Consider the following 16,973-nt stretch of genomic DNA (forward strand, 5'->3'; position numbering starts at 1 on the left):
TCCAGTTCCCAGACTGCCGTGCCGCTCGGGCCTGAAGGTGTCCCTCCGGCGCCGACGGTCACCCCGCCATTGTGTCCTGCGCCGGAACGCCACCGAAGACCCGTGTCCCCGCACCGCCCCCGGCGGCCCCGCAGGAGCAGTCCGCATGCGGGCCGATCTGCTCGGAACGCCAGTCCAGCAGGGGGAGAGCGGCCTCCCAGCGGGTTCCGGTACAGGCGGGGAGATCCCCGTCAAGGAACGCCAGGGCATGCGCCGCTGCCAGACCCGCGACCGCTGTGGCGAGCCCCAGATCGCAGGCCGGCACCGCTCCGCGCCGCCCGGAACGCCACTGCGCCAGCATCCGGGGCCACTGCGGATCCCGGTCCGCACGGTGCAGCTCCAGGCACCCCGCGCAGCCGGTGCCGCCGGGCAGGACGAGCGGCCCGACCACCCCGGTGGCCTCGATCACTCCCGCATAGAGATGGGGAGTGCCCGACGCGATCCAGGGACCCGCGGTGTCCGTGACCGGTGCGTACACCGCGAGGCCGTCCCGGGGGGCGACGACGATCAGGGACAGGCCGGGCTCCCCGGTGCTCTCCGCCGGGCCGGACCCCGGCGCCGAGCGGCGGACGAGCCGGCGGGCCGCCACATCGCGCCGTTCCCCCACGGACGCGGGAGGGAGGCCCCCGGGCGCCACGTCCCAGGGCTCGGCCCGGCCCCCGTCGAGCACTTCCACATGCCCCACCCCCGCACCGGAGAGCACGGAGGCGATGGACGCCCCGACCCGGCCCGCACCCCGCACCTGGACCCGCATCGCCCGCCGGGCCTCCATCCGGCGCAGCCCGCCGCCCGGCTCGGGCCGTACGACCGACAGCGAAGCCACGTCGGGACGCTGGCGGTCCATCACTTCGGCACGGCGGCGCAGCACATCGGCCTGTGGGCCGGCCGACCTCGGGTCGTCGAGGAGCCCGGCCTCCGCCAACCGACCGAGGAGAACGTCCATATGACGTTCCGACAGGTCCAGTGCGCGCGCCTCCTCGTACAGCAGCGGCAGTCCACGCGTGCCGTCGAGCAGTTCCAGGAAGCTCCCCGTGGCGATGTCCACCGGTCCGAGCGTCACGGCATGCGCGGGTGTCACACCGAACTGCACGGTGTTCCGTCCGCGCCAGGCGCGACGCAGTGCGGGCTTCAGCATCGGATACATGACTTCTCCCCCCCGGGAAATGCCACGGGCACGGGTGCGCCCGCGGACCTGCTGATCCGCGGAACTTCGGATCTTTCCGCCCTTTCCGCAGGACCACCGCCAGAATGCGGGCCCGCCCCGAACCGTGCGCGGAGTTGTCCACAGGCGCGGGCTGTTCATCGGGTAATCCGGGGATTGCGGTCGAACCGTTCCCCGGGGCGGGACTTCTTTCCCGGACAGCGGGTAACGTCGTGGCGTGCCCGCCGACCCCTCGTACGGCTCCGCCGGGGAGACCCCCGCGCGCAGCGCCGGAAGCCATCAGCGCAGCGCGGCAGCCCATCCGGCCCGCGCTTCGGCGACGAGCGCGGTCGAGGTCCGCCGGAGCACCCGGCGGAGGAAGTCGGTCTCCGCCTACCGCGAGGGCGACCGCACCATCGTGCTCATCCCCGCCCGGATGTCGCAGGCGGAGGAGCGGCGCTGGGTGGGCGTGATGCTCGACAAGCTCGCCGCCCAGGAGAGCAAGCGCCACCTGGGCGACACCGAGCTCACGGAGCGTGCCGCCCGGCTGTCCGCCCAGTATTTCGACGGTCGTGCCAGGCCCGCGTCGGTGCGCTGGGTGACCAACCAGAACACCCGCTGGGGCTCGTGCACCCCCGCCGAGGGCAGCATCAGACTCTCGCACCGGCTGCAGGGCATGCCGGAGTACGTCGTCGACTACGTGCTCCTCCACGAGCTGGCGCATCTGCTCGTTCCCGGACACGGCCCGGAGTTCTGGCGGCTGCTGGAGGCGTATCCGCGCACCGAGCGCGCCCGGGGGTTCCTGGAGGGCGTGGTGGCGGCCGAGCGGCTGCCGCAGCTGCCCGCCGACCGCGACGAGTGATCCGAGGTCATTCGCGTTCGTCGATTCTGTACCGGGTGTGTACCGGCTTGGTCCGATCTCGTTGTTTGCGGTTAGCCTGACGCGACGCATTTACCTTCGGGATGGGGGACGGTCGTTACGCATGGCCAGGGAATTCCAACGCGGCCACAAGGCCAAGATCAGTGATCTCACGGCAGGGACGGATCTGTACGTAGGCGTGCAGATCGCCGCTCCGGGGCTGACTTTCGACATCAGCTGCTTCGGTCTCGACGCCAACGAGCAGCTCTCCGACGACCGGTACTTCATCTTCTTCAACCAGCCGAAATCGCCCGAGGAGTCCATCCAGCTCCTGGGCGCGCAGTCCGGTGACACCGAGTCCTTCCGCGTCACGCTCGACCGCATCCCGGCAGCCATCCAGAAGCTCTCCTTCACCGCGACGCTCGACGGCGCCGGGCAGATGTCGCAGATCGGCCCGGGGTACATCCGGATCGTCGCGGGCGGCGAGGAAGTGGTGCGGTACTCCTTCACCGGATCGGAGTTCACCACCGAGCGCGCGGTGATGCTCGGCGACTTCTATCTGAAGGACGTCTGGCGTTTCGCCGCCGTCGGGCAGGGCTTCGACGGCGGTCTCGACGCGCTCCTGAAGAACTTCGGCGGCGAGGTCGCCGAGGAAGAGGCACCGCCCGCTCCGGCGGCAGCCGCCCCGGGATTCGCCCCGCCGGCCCAGGCCACCGCGCCCCCGTCCTTCGGCGCGCCGGCCGCCCCGTCCGCGCCCCAGGCCCCGCAGCCCGCCCCGTCCTTCGGTGCCCCGTCCGCGCCCACGCCGCCGCCCGCGCCGCAGCAGCCGGTGCACACGGCACCGACCATCGCCGCCCCGCTGGCACCGCAGGCCCCCGTGCCTCCGCAGGCGCCCCAGGCCCCGTCCCCGTACGGCCAGCCGCAGCAGCCGCAGTTCGGCCAGGTCCCGGGCCAGGCCGCCCCGCCCGCCGCTCCCTTCGGCCAGCAGGCCCCCGCTCCCTACGGTCAGCCCGCACCGGCCCCGTACGGTCAGCAGCCCCCCGGCTCCATGCCCCCGGGCGCCCCGCAGGGTGTGCCCCAGGGCGTGCCGGCCACGGGCGCGGGTCTTGAGGCAGCCCTCCGGCCGTACAAGGAGACTGCGACCGGGCAGCGCTGGACCCCGCAGAACCAGCAGCTCATGCGGGTCGACCTGACCATGGGCGGAGCCGGAGTCCTGGCCCGCCAGGGCAGCATGGTGATGTATCAGGGCAAGGTGGACTTCGGCTACAAGAGCGCCGGATTCGTCGGCCGCGCCGTGGGCAACGCCACCGGCCAGGAGATGCAGCTGATGCGCTGTACCGGCCGCGGCCAGGTCTTCCTCGCCGAGGAGGGCTCGCACCTGCACCCGATCGAGCTGCAGGGCGACGGCATCTGCGTCTCCGCCGAGAACGTCCTCGCCTTCGACGAGTCCCTCCAGTACGAGGTGCGCAGGGTCGAGGGCCACGGCATCCCCGGCGGCGCGCTGTTCACGATGCTGTTCCAGGGCACCGGCACCGTGGTCGTGAAGACCCACGGCACCCCGGTGGTCCTGCCGGTCACGCCCACCACGTTCGCCGACTGCAACGCGGTGGTCGCCTGGTCGGCCGCCTCCCAGGTGATCGTCTCCAGCCAGGTCCGGCTGCGCCGCAACGCGTACCCCGGACACAGCGGCGAGACCGTGAACCTCCAGTTCCGGGGAGCCCCCGGCAACTTCATCGTCGTCCAGCCCTACGAGGTCTGAGGGAGCCCGTCATGAACCAGCAACTCGCGGGCTTCGCCCCGACCCCCGTCACGGCCCGAATGGAGAACCACGGCAGGACCATGCTCAAGGTCGCCATGGCCTCCGGGCAGGACCTCTTCGCACGCACCGGCTCGATGGTCGCGTACGAGGGCTTCATCCAGTACGAACCCAACCCGCCCGCCGCCCGGCAGATCGCCTCACAGTGGATCACCGGCGAGGGCGCACCCGTCATGAAGTGCTCCGGCGACGGGCTGCTCTACCTCGCCGACTACGGCGCCGACGTGGTCGTCATCAACCTCAACAACGACTCCATCTCCGTCAACGGCACCAACCTCCTCGCCTTCGACGCCCACCTCACCTGGGGCGTCGAGAAGGTCAAGGGGCTCGCCAAGTTCGCCGGACAGGGCCTGTGGAACGTCGTCGTCCAGGGCACCGGATGGGTCGCCATCACCTCCCGGGGCACCCCGATCGTCGTCGACTGCGGACGCGGCGAGGACGAGACGTACGTCGACCCGGACGCGCTCGTCGCCTGGTCCCCGAACCTCAAGGTGAAGGGCAAGCGCAGCTTCAAGGCGGGCTCGCTGATCGGACGGGGCAGCGGCGAGGCGTACCAGATGGCCTTCTCCGGCCAGGGCATCGTCGTCGTCCAGCCGAGCGAGGACAGCACGGACCGTCTGCGGATCCGGAACTGACGGGGAGGGAGAACACATCATGCAGAGTCCGCTTTTCAGCTACACCGAGCAGCAGACCCAGGACCGGTACGCGATCCAGAACCCGCAGCTCCTGCGGGTCTCGCTGACCGGCCACGACGACATCCTCGCCCGCAAGGGCGCGATGGTCGCCTACCAGGGCCTGATGGACTTCGACGGGGAATACCAGTCGCGGAACCAGCGCAACGCCCGCGCGCGCACCGGCGAGGGCCTCGACCTGATGCGCGTGTCCGGTCAGGGCACCGTCTACCTCGCCAACCTCGCGCAGTACATCCACGTCGTGGACGTCGACCGTGAGGGGATGACCGTGGACAGCTCCTACGTCCTCGCGCTCGACTCCTCGCTGCACACCGAGGTCATCGCGGTCGACAGCCAGTACGGCATCTCCGGCAGCGGCAAGTACCAGCTCAACATCTCCGGCTCGGGCAAGGTCGCCCTCATGACCTCGGGCCAGCCGCTGATGATGCAGGTCACGCCCGAAAAGTACGTCAACGTCGACGCGGACGCGATCGTCGCCTGGTCCAGCTCCCTGCGGGTGCAGATGCAGGCCCAGACGCACTCCTCCGGCGTCTTCAGGCGTCGGGGCAACACGGGGGAGGGCTGGGAGCTGAGCTTCCTCGGCCAGGGCTTCGCCCTGGTCCAGCCGAGCGAGGTCATGCCTCCGCAGAACGCCCAGATCGGCCAGGGCGCCCGTGCCCAGTTCGGCATGGGCCAGCAGGGCTCCCACGGCCAGAACCAGAACAACGCCTGGAACTGACCGGCACCGCGCGGGTCCGGCGGACCACAGCGGTAAGGGGCGGCCTCCGGGAGGCCGCCCCTTACGCACATCGCCTGCCGCCCGCCGCTACAGCCGGGCCCGCGTCGCCTCCAGCAACCGGACGACCGAGTCGTCGGCCACGTCGGGCACCTCCTCGTAGCCGAACCAGCGCAGCTCGAGGGACTCCTCGCTGATCCGCTCCGCCGCCCCGGCCGGGGCCAGCGCGGCGTATTGCACATCGAGGTGCCAGTTGCAGGGGGACGGAATCGGGTGCCGGTCCAGCCGGACCGGTCCGCCGGGCAGCAGGGTGAGCCCCGCGATGCCGGACTCCTCCGTCGCCTCCCGGAGCGCCGCCGCCTCCAGGGTGGCGTCCTGCTCCTCACAGTGGCCGCCCATCTGCAGCCACATCCGCAGCTTCCGGTGCAGGGTCAGCAGCACCTTCCCGCGCTCCGGATCGATCACCAGGGCGCTGGCCGTCACATGCCCGGCGCCGCACGCCTTCCACATGCCGTCGTCGTGGCGTGCCAGGTGGTCCAGGTAGGCCTGACGCAGCTCAGCCTGGTCACCGTGCGCGTCCTCGGGGCCCTCGGGGGCGTACCCCTTCAGTACGAGAACGGCGTCATCGTGCAGGCTCACTGCTCGGGGCCGCCCTTGCCGTCTTCCTTGCCCTCATCGCCCTCATTGCTCTCGGAGGGCTTCTGCGGGCCCTTCGCCGCCTCGCCGAGCATCTTGTCCAGCTCGGAGAAGTCGGCCTGCTCGTGGTGGACGAAGCCGTCCGGGTCGTCCAGGTCGTGGGCGGTCGGCAGCATGTCCGGGTGGGCCCAGAGCGCGTCCCGGCCCTCCAGACCCCGGGCGTCCGCGAGCGAGGCCCACAGGCGCGAGGCGTCCCGCAGCCGGCGCGGGCGCAGCTGGAGACCGATGAGCGTGGCGAACGTCTGCTCGGCCGGACCACCGGAGGCGCGACGCCGGCGCATCGTCTCGCGCAGCGCGTCGGACGAGGTCAGCCGGGACTTCGCGGCCTCGTGGACCACCGCGTCCACCCAGCCCTCCACCAGCGCGAGAGCCGTCTCCAGACGGGCCAGGGACGCCTTCTGCTCGGGCGTGTCCTCGGGCTGGAACATGCCCTGCTGAAGGGCGTCCTGCAGCTGCTCCGGCTGCGAGGGGTCGAACTGGCCGACGACGTCCTCCAGCTTGCTGGTGTCGACCTTGATCCCGCGCGCATACGCCTCGACGGCACCGAACAGATGCGACCGCAGCCACGGCACATGGGCGAAGAGCCGCTGGTGAGCGGCCTCGCGCAGGGCCAGATACAGCCGGACCTCCTCCTGCGGGACGCTGAGGTCCTTGCCGAACCGCTCCACGTTCAGCGGGAGGAGCGCGGCTTTGCCCGCAGGGCCGAGCGGCAGCCCGATGTCGGTGGAACCGACCACCTCACCGGCCAGCGTGCCCACGGCCTGCCCGATCTGCTGGCCGAACATGGCGCCGCCCATCGACCGCATCATGCCGATCAGCGGGCCCGCCATGGCCTGCATCTCCTCGGGCAGCACGTCGCCCATCGCCAGGCCCACCCGCTCGGCCACCGGGTCGACCAGCTGCTGCCAGGCCGGCAGCGTCGCCTCGACCCACTCCGCGCGGCTCCACGCCACGGTGGAGACCGAACCGGAGGGCATCGACGTCACACCGTCCAGCCAGAGGTCCGCCAGGCGCAGCGCCTCGTCGACCGACGTGCGCTCCGACGGGCCGACGCTGGCGTCCTTCGTGCCGTCCGGGGTGCCCTGCGACACCGTCTGGCGGGCGATCTGCTTGGCCATGTCCCAGTTCACGGGACCGCCCTCGTAGCTCAGCATCTGGCCGAGCTGCTGGAAGGCCGCGCCGAGATCGTTCGGATTCATCGAGCCGAACATTGCGGCGAACGGGTTGTCCCCGCCCGCCCCCGGCCCGAAACCGAACGGGTTTCCCATCCCGCCCGCGCTCTGCCCACCTTCGGTGGGGTCCTTCTTCTTGCCCTCGTCGCCGTTCTCCGGCTCCTCCGGCGGAAGGCCGAATCCGAATGGGGTGTCACTCACGGGTTTCCTCGGCTCGTAGGGCCGCCGGCTCGAACCGACGGCGACTGCCCGACATCACCATCCAGCGTAGACACCACGCCCGCTTCGGGCCTCAGTGCTCCGCCGACTCCCGGCCTGCGGCAGGATGGACGCCACCTGGTACGTACGCGTCATTCGGGTACGTACTGAAGACAACCGCTGGAGACGCCCGGTGAGTTCCCCAGATCCGCAGGTTCGCGCAGCGCGAAACCTGACCGACCCCTCGCCCGAGAGCACGCCCGAAGAGAAACGCCCCAGGTCCCCCGGAAACCGGGGTCCCGTCGTCGCGGTCACCGGCGCCGCCACCGGCATCGGCGAACTGCTGACCGCCCACCTCGCCGCATCCGACGCGATCAAGCAGGTCATCGCGATCGACGAGCGGCGCGGTGAGGTCTCCGAGGCGACCTGGCACATCCTGGACGTACGGGACCCGGCGATCGCCGAGAAGCTGCGCGGCGCGGACGTCGTCGTGCACCTGGCCCTCGACCTCGACCTGGAGACCGACCCCGCAGCCCGCACCGCGTACAACGTACGCGGCACCCAGACCGTGCTCACCGCCGCGGCCGCCGTCGGGGTTCACCGGGTCGTGCTGTGCACCTCGGCGATGGTCTACGGGGCACTCGCCGACAACGACGTGCCGCTCTCCGAGGACGCGGAGCTGCGCGCCACCGCCGAGGCCACCGGCGTCGGCGACCTCCTGGAGATCGAACGGCTCGGCCGCCGGGCCCCGCGCGCCCACCCCGGGCTCAACGTCACCGTCGTACGCCCCACCGTCCTGGTCGGCGGCACCGACACCGCCCTGACCCGCTACTTCGAGTCCCCGCGCCTCCTGGTCGTCGCCGGATCACGCCCCACCTGGCAGTTCTGCCACGTCGAGGACCTGGTGACGGCGCTGGAGTACGCCGCCCTGGAGAAGATCGACGGCGAGTTCGCGGTCGGCTGCGACGGCTGGCTGGAGCAGGAGGAGGTCGAGGAGCTCAGCGGCGTACGCCGGATGGAGCTGCCCTCCGCCGTCGCGCTCGGCGCCGCCGCCCGGCTGCACCGGATCGGCCTCACCCCGTCCCCGGCGGGCGACCTGGCGTACACGATGCACCCGTGGGTGGTCAGCGTCAGCCGGCTGCACGATGCGGGATGGCGGCCGAAGTGGACGAACGAGGAGGTGCTCGGCGCCCTCCTCGAAGAGGTCGAGGGCCGCCACACGCTCGCCGGACGCCGTCTCGGCCGCAAGGACGCCACCGCCGCCGGAGCCGCCGGAGCCACGGTCGCCCTGCTCGGCGCCGCCGCCGTGGTCCGCCGCGCCCGCAAGGCCCGCCGCCGCATCTGACCGCGCACCGCGCCCGCGGACCCTGTAGGAGGCTCCAAACCGGCCGGCCGGCCGCCGGTAGAACAGGCAATTCCGGGATGTCGGAGCCGTACGGCACGATGGGAGCATGGCACCCACCCACGACCACCCCGGCGAGTACGCGGCGGCCGACCCCGTCCGGCTGCTGGCGATCCGGGACACCCCGCTCTCCGTCGACGAGGTCTTCCGCGCCGTCGGTGACGACGCGGCGGGCGGCATCGCGCTCTTCGTCGGCACCGTGCGCAACCACGACGCGGGACAGGACGTCGGCGCGCTCGGCTATTCCTGCCACCCCTCGGCCGAGGAGGAACTGCGCCGAGTGGCGGAGAAGGTCGTCGCCGACTTCCCGGTCCGTGCCCTGGCGGCCGTCCACCGAGTGGGTGAACTGGAGGTGGGTGACCTGGCCGTCGTCGTCGCGGTCGCCTGCCCGCACCGCGCCGAGGCCTTCGAGGCCTGCCGCAAGCTCATCGACGACCTCAAGCACGAGGTTCCGATCTGGAAACACCAGCGTTTCTCGGACGGCACGGAGGAGTGGGTCGGAGCCTGCTGAGCGCAAACCGTACCGGGGCGCATCAGCCCCGATTTGCGTAACCGCACCCCCGCCACGAGCGTTGGTCTTCCGGATCGTTAATCTGCTGATCGGGCATCCGGTCGCTCATGGGGTAGGGAGGTCGTGATGGCGGCACTCGCTTGGCTGTTGATTCCACTTATCGCTGCTGTCGGTGGTGCGATATGGGCGAGTTGGGCAGCCCGCAATCGCACGACCGGCGATGTCACCGAACTCGCCGGCTACGCCAGGTTCCGTGACGCGATGGAGAAATCGCACTCCGGTTCCGAGGCTCTCTGAGACCGACGCACGCCGCGTGACCACTTCCGCCGCGTTTCCGGTCGCCTCGTACGGACCGGCCCCGGCGGTGCACTGACAGGCCCTTCCCGTACTGTCGTTCCATGCCACGCCGCACCGCGACGATGCTCGCCTCCACTCTCGTCCTCATCGCGCTGCTCTGCGCAGGCGTGCTGATCAAAGTGCCGTATTCGGAGATGTCTCCCGGACCGACGGTCAACACGCTGGGCGAGGCGCGTGGCGAGCCCGTCCTGCAGATCTCCGGTCGCAAGACGTACCCGGCGTCCGGCCATCTCAACATGACGACCGTCCGCGTCACCGGGGCGGACTACCGGATGAACATCTTCGAGGCCGTCTACGGCTGGCTGGCCCACGACAGCGTCGTGGTGCCGCACGACACGCTCTACCCGGACGGCAAGACCGAGGAGCAGTCCACCCAGGAGAACGCCGAGGAGTTCAGCCAGTCCCAGGAGAGCGCCAAGGTGGCCGCTCTGAAGGAGCTGGACATCCCGGTCTCCACGCAGGTCGTGGTCTCCACAGTGGTCAAGGGCAGCCCGTCCGAGGGCAAACTGCACGCGGGCGACGTGATCAAGGCCGTCGACGGCACGGTGGTCAAGGAGCCCGACGACGTCGCGAAGCTCGTCACCGAACACCGCCCCGGCGAGAACGTCACCTTCACCATCGTCCCGGCCGCGGACGCCGCCGCGGCCGAGAAGGCCGGCCGTGAGCCCGAGGGCAGCGAGAAGATCACGATCAAGACCGTGAAGGCTCCCCCCGCCGAGGGCGACGGCGAGGAGGGCGGCAAGGACCGCGCGATCGTCGGGATCAGGGCCGGGACGGACCACACGTTCCCGTTCGAGATCGACATCAAGCTCGCGGACGTCGGCGGGCCGAGCGCCGGGCTGATGTTCTCCCTCGGCATCATCGACAAGCTCACCCCGGGCGATCTGACCGGCGGCAAGTTCGTCGCGGGGACCGGCACCATCGACGACGCGGGGACCGTCGGACCGATCGGCGGCATCACCATGAAGCTGGTCGGCGCCCGCGACGCCGGGGCCCGCTACTTCCTCACACCCGACGACAACTGCACCTCGGCCGCCGCCGACACCCCGGACGGGCTCACCCTCGTACGGGTCAAGACCATCGAGGACGCCACGAAGTCGCTGGAGCAGATCAAGGCGGGGAAGACCGCCGGCCTGCCGAGCTGCTCGGCCGGCTGACGACCGCGCGGCCCGGCCGTCGTACGGGTCCGGGCCGACGACCGCGCTGCCCGGGACCGCACGACGGCCCCGGGCAGCGGCCGGATCAGGACTCGAACGTCGCCGCGAGCGCCTCGGCGAGGCCGGGCACCAGACCGGCGCCGGTCAGCACCTCGGTCGGGGAGTCCTTCTCCCGCAGCCGTACGGCGGACTCACGCGCCCCGTCCCGCAGGACGGCCACGGTCATCCGCACCTCCTGGCGGTCGGGGTGCTTGGCCACCCACGCGGTCAGCTGCTTGTCGCTGAGCTTCTCCGGTACGGACGCCTCGGCGGACGGCGGCAGCATCAGCCGCTCCACCGTCATGGCGCAGCCGACCACGGCGTCGGGCCAGGCGATCGTGGCGAGGAACTCGTCGAGCGCGGTGCCCGGCGGCAGCTCGTCCTGCTCGATCGGGGTGAGCGCGGCGACGGAGGAATCTGGCTTCTCCAGGCCCAGCTGAGCGGCGAGGCCGGGCTCCTGGGTCCGCAGCCGGTCGGTGTCGACCAGGGCGAACAGCCGGGCGGGCTGGTCCCAGCCGAGGTTGGAGGCATAGGCGTCGATTTCGAGGACGGCGACGGTCAGCGGACTCGCGGCCATCGGGGGTCCTGCGGGGGAAACGTTGGGCATGGGCAATATCCTGCCTCCTTCCGCCCCGGGAACGGGAACTAGGTAAAGCCTCAGTAAGTTGCATAGGTGGGCTCTAGGATCGCTGGGCCTGTTCACACGACCGCGAACTTCGAGGTGCGCACGTTGGCTTTCCAGATGCCGGACCGCGGCGGAGGCCCGACCGGGCCACGGATCAGAGTCGGCCGCCCGTCCCGGCGTGCCCGTACCCTGCTCATGACTTTGGGTGTCCTGGCGGTTCTCGCCATGGCCTTCGTCATGTTCGCGGGGTTCTGGACGGACTGGCTCTGGTACAGGTCGGTCGCGTATTCATCCGTCTTCACCACCACCCTGTGGACCAAGATCGGGCTGTTCCTCGTCTTCGGACTGCTGATGGCGCTCGCCATCGGAGTGAACGTCTGGCTCGCGCACCGGCTCCGGCCGCCGCTGAGCGCGATGTCGCTGGAGCAGCAGAGCCTGGACCGCTACCGCATGAGCATCGCCCCCTACAAGAAGTGGGTGCTGCTCGCCGTCACGGCGCTCGTCGGACTGATCGCCGGAGCCTCCGCCTCCGGCCAGTGGCGCACGTGGCTGATGTACGTCAACGGCACGTCGTTCGGACAGAAGGACCCCCAGTTCCAGCTGGACGTCTCCTTCTACGCCTTCGACCTGCCGTGGTACCGCTTCATGCTGGGCTTCGGCTTCGCGGCGACGGTGCTCTCGCTGATCGCGGCGGCGCTGACCCACTATCTGTACGGCGGGCTGCGCATCACCAGCCCCGGCGCCCGGGCCACCGGGGCGGCCACCGGCCACCTCTCGGTCCTGCTCGGCATCTTCGTCTCCCTGAAGGCCGTGGCGTACTGGCTCGACCGGTACGGGCTGGCCGTGAAGTCCAGTGACTTCAAGGCCACCGACAACTGGACGGGTCTGAGGTACGTCGACGCCAACGCCTATCTCCCGGCGAAGACCATCCTGTTCTGCATCGCCGCGATCTGCGCGGTGCTGTTCTTCGCGACGCTGTGGCGCCGCACCTGGCAGCTCCCGGTCATCGGCTTCGGCCTGATGGTGCTCTCGGCGATCCTGATCGGCGGGCTCTACCCGGCGATCGTGCAGAAGTTCCAGGTCCAGCCCAACGAGCAGGCCAAGGAAGCGCCGTTCATCCAGAAGAACATCAATGCCACACGCGACGCGTACGACATCGATGACGCCAAGGTGGACGACTACGACGGTCAGGCGACCACGGAGGACGACACCAAGCTGCGGGCCGCGGCCAACACCGCCGCCAGCTACCGCATCATGGACCCCAACGTCGTCTCCCCGGCCTTCCAGCAGCTCCAGCAGCGGAGGAACTACTACCAGTTCCCGAGGACGCTCGACGTCGACCGTTACAAGGACAAGGACGGCAAGGAGCAGGACACGATCATCGGTCTGCGTGAGCTGAACATCCAGGGCCTGCCCAAGCGGAACTGGATCAACGACCACTTCACGTACACCCACGGCTACGGCGCCATCGCTGCCAGCGGAACCACCACCGGCACCAACCCGACGGGGTCCCCGGACTTCACCGAGTCGGGTCTGCCCTCCACCGGTGAGTTCGGGAAGTACGAGCAGCGGATCTACTACGGCGAGAAGACCGAGCAGTACTCCATCGTCGGCGGGCCCCAGAAGGAGCTCGACTACGAGGAGGACGGCGAGAAGACCACCAGCTACGAAGGCGACAGCGGGGTCAGTCTCTCCAACTCGTTCAACCGTGCCGCGTACGCGGTCGCCTTCAGCGAGCCGCAGATCATGTATTCGGGAGCCATCGGTGACGGCTCGCGGATCCTGTACAACCGCACGCCCAAGGAGCGTGTCGAGGCGGTCGCCCCGTGGCTGACCATCGACGGCGACGCCTACCCGGCGGTCGTCGAGGGCCGGATCAAGTGGATCGTCGACGCGTACACCACGACCAACGGCTACCCGTACGCGTCCCGGACGACGCTCGGCGACACCACGGCCGACTCGCTGACCACCAACCAGCGCGCGGTCGTCGCCCAGCAGAACCAGGTCAACTACATCCGCAACTCGGTGAAGGCCACCGTCGACGCGTACGACGGCAAGGTCAAGCTCTACGAGTGGGACACCGAGGACCCGGTTCTCAAGACCTGGCGCAAGGCGTTCCCGGGCACGGTCGAGCCGCGTGGTGAGATCCCGCAGGAGCTCGTGGACCACCTGCGGTATCCGCAGGACCTCTTCAAGGTCCAGCGCGAGCTGCTGACCCGCTACCACGTCGAGAACCCCGCGCAGTTCTACAGCGGTTCCGACGCCTGGCAGGTGCCGGACGACCCGACCAACAAGGAGCCGGGCTCCGTCCCGCCGTACTACCTGAGCATGAAGATGCCGGGCCAGGACGAGCAGCAGTTCTCGCTGACCACCACGTTCACGCCGAGAGGGCGCCCCAACCTGGGGGCCTTCATGGCGGTGAACGCGGACGCGGCCAGCAAGGACTACGGCACCATGCGGCTGCTGCGGGTCACCTCCACGGTGAAGGGCCCGGGCCAGGTACAGAGTGAGCTGAACGGCAACGAGGACGTCGCCACGTTCGTGAGGGACCTCAGAGGGTCGGACTCCGACATCGAGTACGGCAACCTGCTGACGGTTCCGTTGGAGGGCGGCTTCCTCTACATCGAGCCCGTCTACACGCGCGGTGGCACCCAGAACTACCCGCTGCTGCGCAAGGTGGCCGCCTCGTACGGTTCGAAGATCGTCTTCGAGAACAGTCTCGCAGAGGCGCTCAACGCCGTCTTCGGGGTCGAGGACGACGGGTCCACGACGCCACCGGACACTCAGGACCCGCCGGGCGAGACCGACGATCCTCCGGCCACCGGCAGCGCCGCCCTCAAGAAGGCCATCGCGGACGCCCAGAAGGCGTACTCCGACGGCGAGAAGGCGCTGCAGGAGCAGGACTGGCCGGCGTACGGCAAGGCCCAGGAGGCTCTCCAGGACGCCCTGGAACGAGCCGCCGCCGCGCAGCCCAAGGCGGGCAGCGAGGGGGACAAGGGCGACAGCGCCGAGGAGCCGGAAGGCGACGCCAAGCCGGAAGGCGACGCCAAGCCGGAAGGTGATGCGAAGCCGGACAGTTCGGCCGAGCAGGCCTCCGACCAGGGCAGCTGAGCAAGGCCCACCCCGCGTCGTGGTACGGTTTGAACACAACGACGCGGGGTGGAGCAGCTCGGTAGCTCGCTGGGCTCATAACCCAGAGGTCGCAGGTTCAAATCCTGTCCCCGCTACTGAAAGACGAAGGCCCGGATTCCCTTGGGATCCGGGCCTTCGTCGTGTCCGTTGTGTGTGCGGGCCGTGTCGGTCCCAGGCTGGGGACGCGAAGTGCGGTTCGCTGGGCAGCAGTTGCCTCCAGGCGTGTTTGACTTGTCTCCCTGTGGGCATGTCGACAAAACGCTGTAGTGACCTCACTGGCCGCGATATACCAGGTGTACGCGGGTTGCAGGTGGTGCGACGATGGTATTTATGGGGGACAGGGCAACTCTGTTGGAGACAGGGCGGTTTGTGCAGCAGCACGGCCAAGATACGGAAAGCGCGGTAGACGCGGCTTTCGCCGCTGCCATCGCCGGGGCGGGCGCACCGGTCCAGCGGACCGGCGCCGCCGATGCGAGCGCTGCCGCCGCCCCGTCCGACGAAGACACCACGGACGCGGTCGACGCCGCGGACAGCGCCGAGAGCGAGGCGCGCCACCGCCGTGCCGCCGACGCGGGGGACACCGCGTCCATGAGCGTCCTGGGCGCGCTGCTGCTGCGCCGCGGGGAGCTGGACGGCGCCGAGCGGTATCTGCGCGCCGCCACCGCCGACGGGGACCGGGCCGCCGCCAACAACCTGGGCGTCCTGCTGCACCAGCGCGGATACCCGGACGAGGCCGCCGGATGGTGGCGCATCGCCGCCGTGGCCGGTTCCGCCGCCGCCGCCCACGCGCTCGGCCGGCACTTCCGCGAGCGCGGTGACGAGCCCGGCGCGGAGTACTGGCTGCGCCAGTCCGCCGAGCAGGGCCACGCGCTGGGCGCGTACGCGCTGGCCGACCTCCTGGAGCACCGCAGCGACGTCGGCGCCGAGCGCTGGCTGCGTGCCGCCGCCGAACAGGGGCACCGCGAGGCCGCCTACCGGCTCGCCCGGGCCCTGGAGCGGAAGGCCGTCGAGGACCCGCACGACGCCTTCGGCCTGGGCCGGAGCGCCGCTTCCGGGGGGACCGCGACGGGCCTCGGCTTCCCCGGCGCCACGCCCGCGCCCGGGGAGAACGCCCCGGCAGCGGCCCCCGCAGGGGCGAAGGGCGCGGCCGAAGGCGACAGCCCCGTGGCGGGTCCCGCCGCCGGCCGGGTCGGCGAGGCCGAGCAGTGGTACCGCCAGGCCGCCGCCCGGGGCCACCGCCGCGCCGCCCTGCACCTCGGCGCGATCCTGGAGCAGCGCGGCGAGCTCAAGGAGGCCGGCCGCTGGTACCTCACCTCCGCCAAGGACGGCGAGCCCCGCGCCGCCTGCGCCCTGGGCTTCCTGCTGCGCGACGCGGGCGACGAGGAGAGCGCCGCCGTGTGGTGGCTGCGCGCCGCCCAGGACGGCGACGGCAACGCCGCCAACGCACTCGGCGCGTTGCACGCCGCACGCGGTGAGCAGCAGACCGCCGAGCGCTGGTACCGGGCCGCCATGGACGCCGGTGACGTCAACGGGGCGTACAACCTCGGGCTGCTCTGCGCCGCCCAGGACCGCACCCCGCAGGCCGAGCAGTGGTACCGCCGCGCCGCGTACGCCGGACACCGGGAGGCCGCCAACGCGCTCGCCGTGCTCCTCCTCCAGGCCGGCGACCACGCCGGTGCCGAGCCCTGGTTCTCCAAGGCGGCCGAGGCGGGCAGCGTCGACGCCGCATTCAACCTCGGCATCCTGCACGCCGGGCGCGACGAGGACCGTACGGCGCTGGGCTGGTACGAGCGTGCCGCGGCGGCCGGGCACACCGACGCCGCGCTCCAGGTCGCCATGGCGCTGCTGCGCGACGGTGACGACCAGGGGGCCGAGCGGCACCTGCGCTGCGCCGCGGGCGGCGGCAGCGCCGAGGCCGCGTTCCGGCTGGCCGGGGTGCTGGACGCGCGCCAGCCGCCGCCGGGCCCGCCCGCGCTGGGCGAGCCGATGCCGGAGAAGACCGAGTGCGAGGAGTGGTACGAGCGGGCCGCCCAGCAGGGCCACCGCCGCGCCCAGGTCCGGGTCGGCATGCTCGCCGCCGCACGCGGGGACGTGGAGAGCGCCGCCCACTGGTACCGGGAGGCCGCCGAGGCGGGCAGCCGCAACGGGGCCTTCAACCTCGGGCTGCTGCTGGCCCGCGAGGGCAGCGAGCGCGAGGCCGCCCTGTGGTGGACCCGCGCGGCCGGCGCCGGACACGGCCGGGCCGCGCTGCGCCTGGCGCTCCTCGCGGCGCGCCGGGGTGAGCTCACCGAGGGGCAGCGCTGGTGCGCGCGGGCCGTGGAGCTGGGCCCGGCCGAGGTGGCCGAGCGGGCTGCGCGGCTGCGGGAGGCGCTGCACCAGGAGCTCACCGCGTGACGCGGTGAGCGCCCGGCGCCGGGGCCCC

The 16,973-nt window shown here is 71.2% G+C and carries 13 protein-coding genes and 1 tRNA gene; 10 read left to right on the forward strand and 4 right to left on the reverse strand.

Going from position 1 to position 16,973, the window contains the following annotated elements:
- Positions 1-58: 58 nt before the first annotated feature.
- Complete coding sequence (locus tag IE134_RS28880) at positions 59-1,183, reverse strand: ThiF family adenylyltransferase (protein ID WP_189432160.1); 1,125 nt, start codon at positions 1,181-1,183, stop codon at positions 59-61.
- Between the two features lie 235 nt (positions 1,184-1,418).
- On the opposite strand from IE134_RS28880, the gene IE134_RS28885 reads away from it, so the two are divergent.
- The 4 genes from IE134_RS28885 (at position 1,419) to IE134_RS28900 (ending at position 5,265) form a co-directional block, all read left to right on the forward strand.
- Positions 1,419-2,042, forward strand: coding sequence for a M48 metallopeptidase family protein (locus IE134_RS28885; RefSeq protein WP_098895435.1), 624 nt, complete (start codon positions 1,419-1,421; stop codon positions 2,040-2,042).
- Positions 2,043-2,163: 121 nt separating this feature from the next.
- Positions 2,164-3,798, forward strand: coding sequence for a TerD family protein (locus IE134_RS28890; protein WP_030716730.1), 1,635 nt, complete (start codon positions 2,164-2,166; stop codon positions 3,796-3,798).
- An 11-nt stretch (positions 3,799-3,809) separates the two neighbouring features.
- The gene (locus IE134_RS28895; RefSeq protein WP_010061571.1) at positions 3,810-4,490 is read left to right on the forward strand and encodes an AIM24 family protein; all 681 of its coding nucleotides are present in this window, start codon (positions 3,810-3,812) and stop codon (positions 4,488-4,490) included.
- Between the two features lie 19 nt (positions 4,491-4,509).
- A complete protein-coding gene (locus IE134_RS28900) occupies positions 4,510-5,265 on the forward strand; it encodes an AIM24 family protein (RefSeq protein ID WP_030716728.1) in 756 nt (251 codons plus the stop codon).
- A gap of 87 nt (positions 5,266-5,352) precedes the next feature.
- Here IE134_RS28900 and IE134_RS28905 read toward each other — a convergent pair whose 3' ends face one another.
- Together IE134_RS28905 and IE134_RS28910 are read right to left on the reverse strand one after the other, a co-directional pair.
- Positions 5,353-5,901, reverse strand: coding sequence for an NUDIX hydrolase (locus tag IE134_RS28905; RefSeq protein ID WP_030716726.1), 549 nt, complete (start codon positions 5,899-5,901; stop codon positions 5,353-5,355).
- Complete coding sequence (locus tag IE134_RS28910) at positions 5,898-7,331, reverse strand: zinc-dependent metalloprotease (RefSeq protein ID WP_189432163.1); 1,434 nt, start codon at positions 7,329-7,331, stop codon at positions 5,898-5,900. The genes IE134_RS28905 and IE134_RS28910 overlap by 4 nt, the downstream gene beginning before the upstream one ends.
- Before the next feature lie 190 nt (positions 7,332-7,521).
- Between IE134_RS28910 and IE134_RS28915 the strand changes: the two genes are divergently transcribed.
- The 3 genes from IE134_RS28915 to IE134_RS28925 all read left to right on the forward strand — a co-directional run bounded on the left by IE134_RS28915 (position 7,522) and on the right by IE134_RS28925 (position 10,755).
- Positions 7,522-8,673, forward strand: a complete 1,152-nt coding sequence (locus IE134_RS28915) for an SDR family oxidoreductase (protein ID WP_030716720.1) — start codon at positions 7,522-7,524, stop codon at positions 8,671-8,673.
- Positions 8,674-8,779: 106 nt separating this feature from the next.
- Complete coding sequence (locus tag IE134_RS28920) at positions 8,780-9,241, forward strand: molybdenum cofactor biosynthesis protein MoaE (RefSeq protein ID WP_010061565.1); 462 nt, start codon at positions 8,780-8,782, stop codon at positions 9,239-9,241.
- A gap of 398 nt (positions 9,242-9,639) precedes the next feature.
- Positions 9,640-10,755: a YlbL family protein gene (locus IE134_RS28925; RefSeq protein ID WP_126930796.1), complete on the forward strand. Its 1,116-nt coding sequence runs from the start codon at positions 9,640-9,642 to the stop codon at positions 10,753-10,755.
- Positions 10,756-10,840: 85 nt separating this feature from the next.
- Here the strand turns inward: IE134_RS28925 and IE134_RS28930 are convergent, their stop codons facing one another.
- Positions 10,841-11,401, reverse strand: coding sequence for a PPA1309 family protein (locus IE134_RS28930; protein WP_234431486.1), 561 nt, complete (start codon positions 11,399-11,401; stop codon positions 10,841-10,843).
- 135 nt (positions 11,402-11,536) lie between these two features.
- Between IE134_RS28930 and IE134_RS28935 the strand changes: the two genes are divergently transcribed.
- The 3 genes from IE134_RS28935 to IE134_RS28945 all read left to right on the forward strand — a co-directional run bounded on the left by IE134_RS28935 (position 11,537) and on the right by IE134_RS28945 (position 16,945).
- Positions 11,537-14,530 (forward strand): UPF0182 family membrane protein, encoded by a 2,994-nt coding sequence (locus IE134_RS28935; RefSeq protein ID WP_097887452.1) that lies wholly within the window; start codon positions 11,537-11,539, stop codon positions 14,528-14,530.
- 42 nt (positions 14,531-14,572) lie between these two features.
- A tRNA-Met gene (locus IE134_RS28940) sits at positions 14,573-14,646 on the forward strand.
- A 226-nt stretch (positions 14,647-14,872) separates the two neighbouring features.
- Positions 14,873-16,945: a tetratricopeptide repeat protein gene (locus IE134_RS28945; protein ID WP_030716711.1), complete on the forward strand. Its 2,073-nt coding sequence runs from the start codon at positions 14,873-14,875 to the stop codon at positions 16,943-16,945.
- Positions 16,946-16,973 lie beyond the last annotated feature (28 nt).

The organism is Streptomyces rubiginosohelvolus, from assembly GCF_014649875.1.
In the GTDB taxonomy this organism is placed as follows: Bacteria; Actinomycetota; Actinomycetes; order Streptomycetales; family Streptomycetaceae; genus Streptomyces; species Streptomyces rubiginosohelvolus.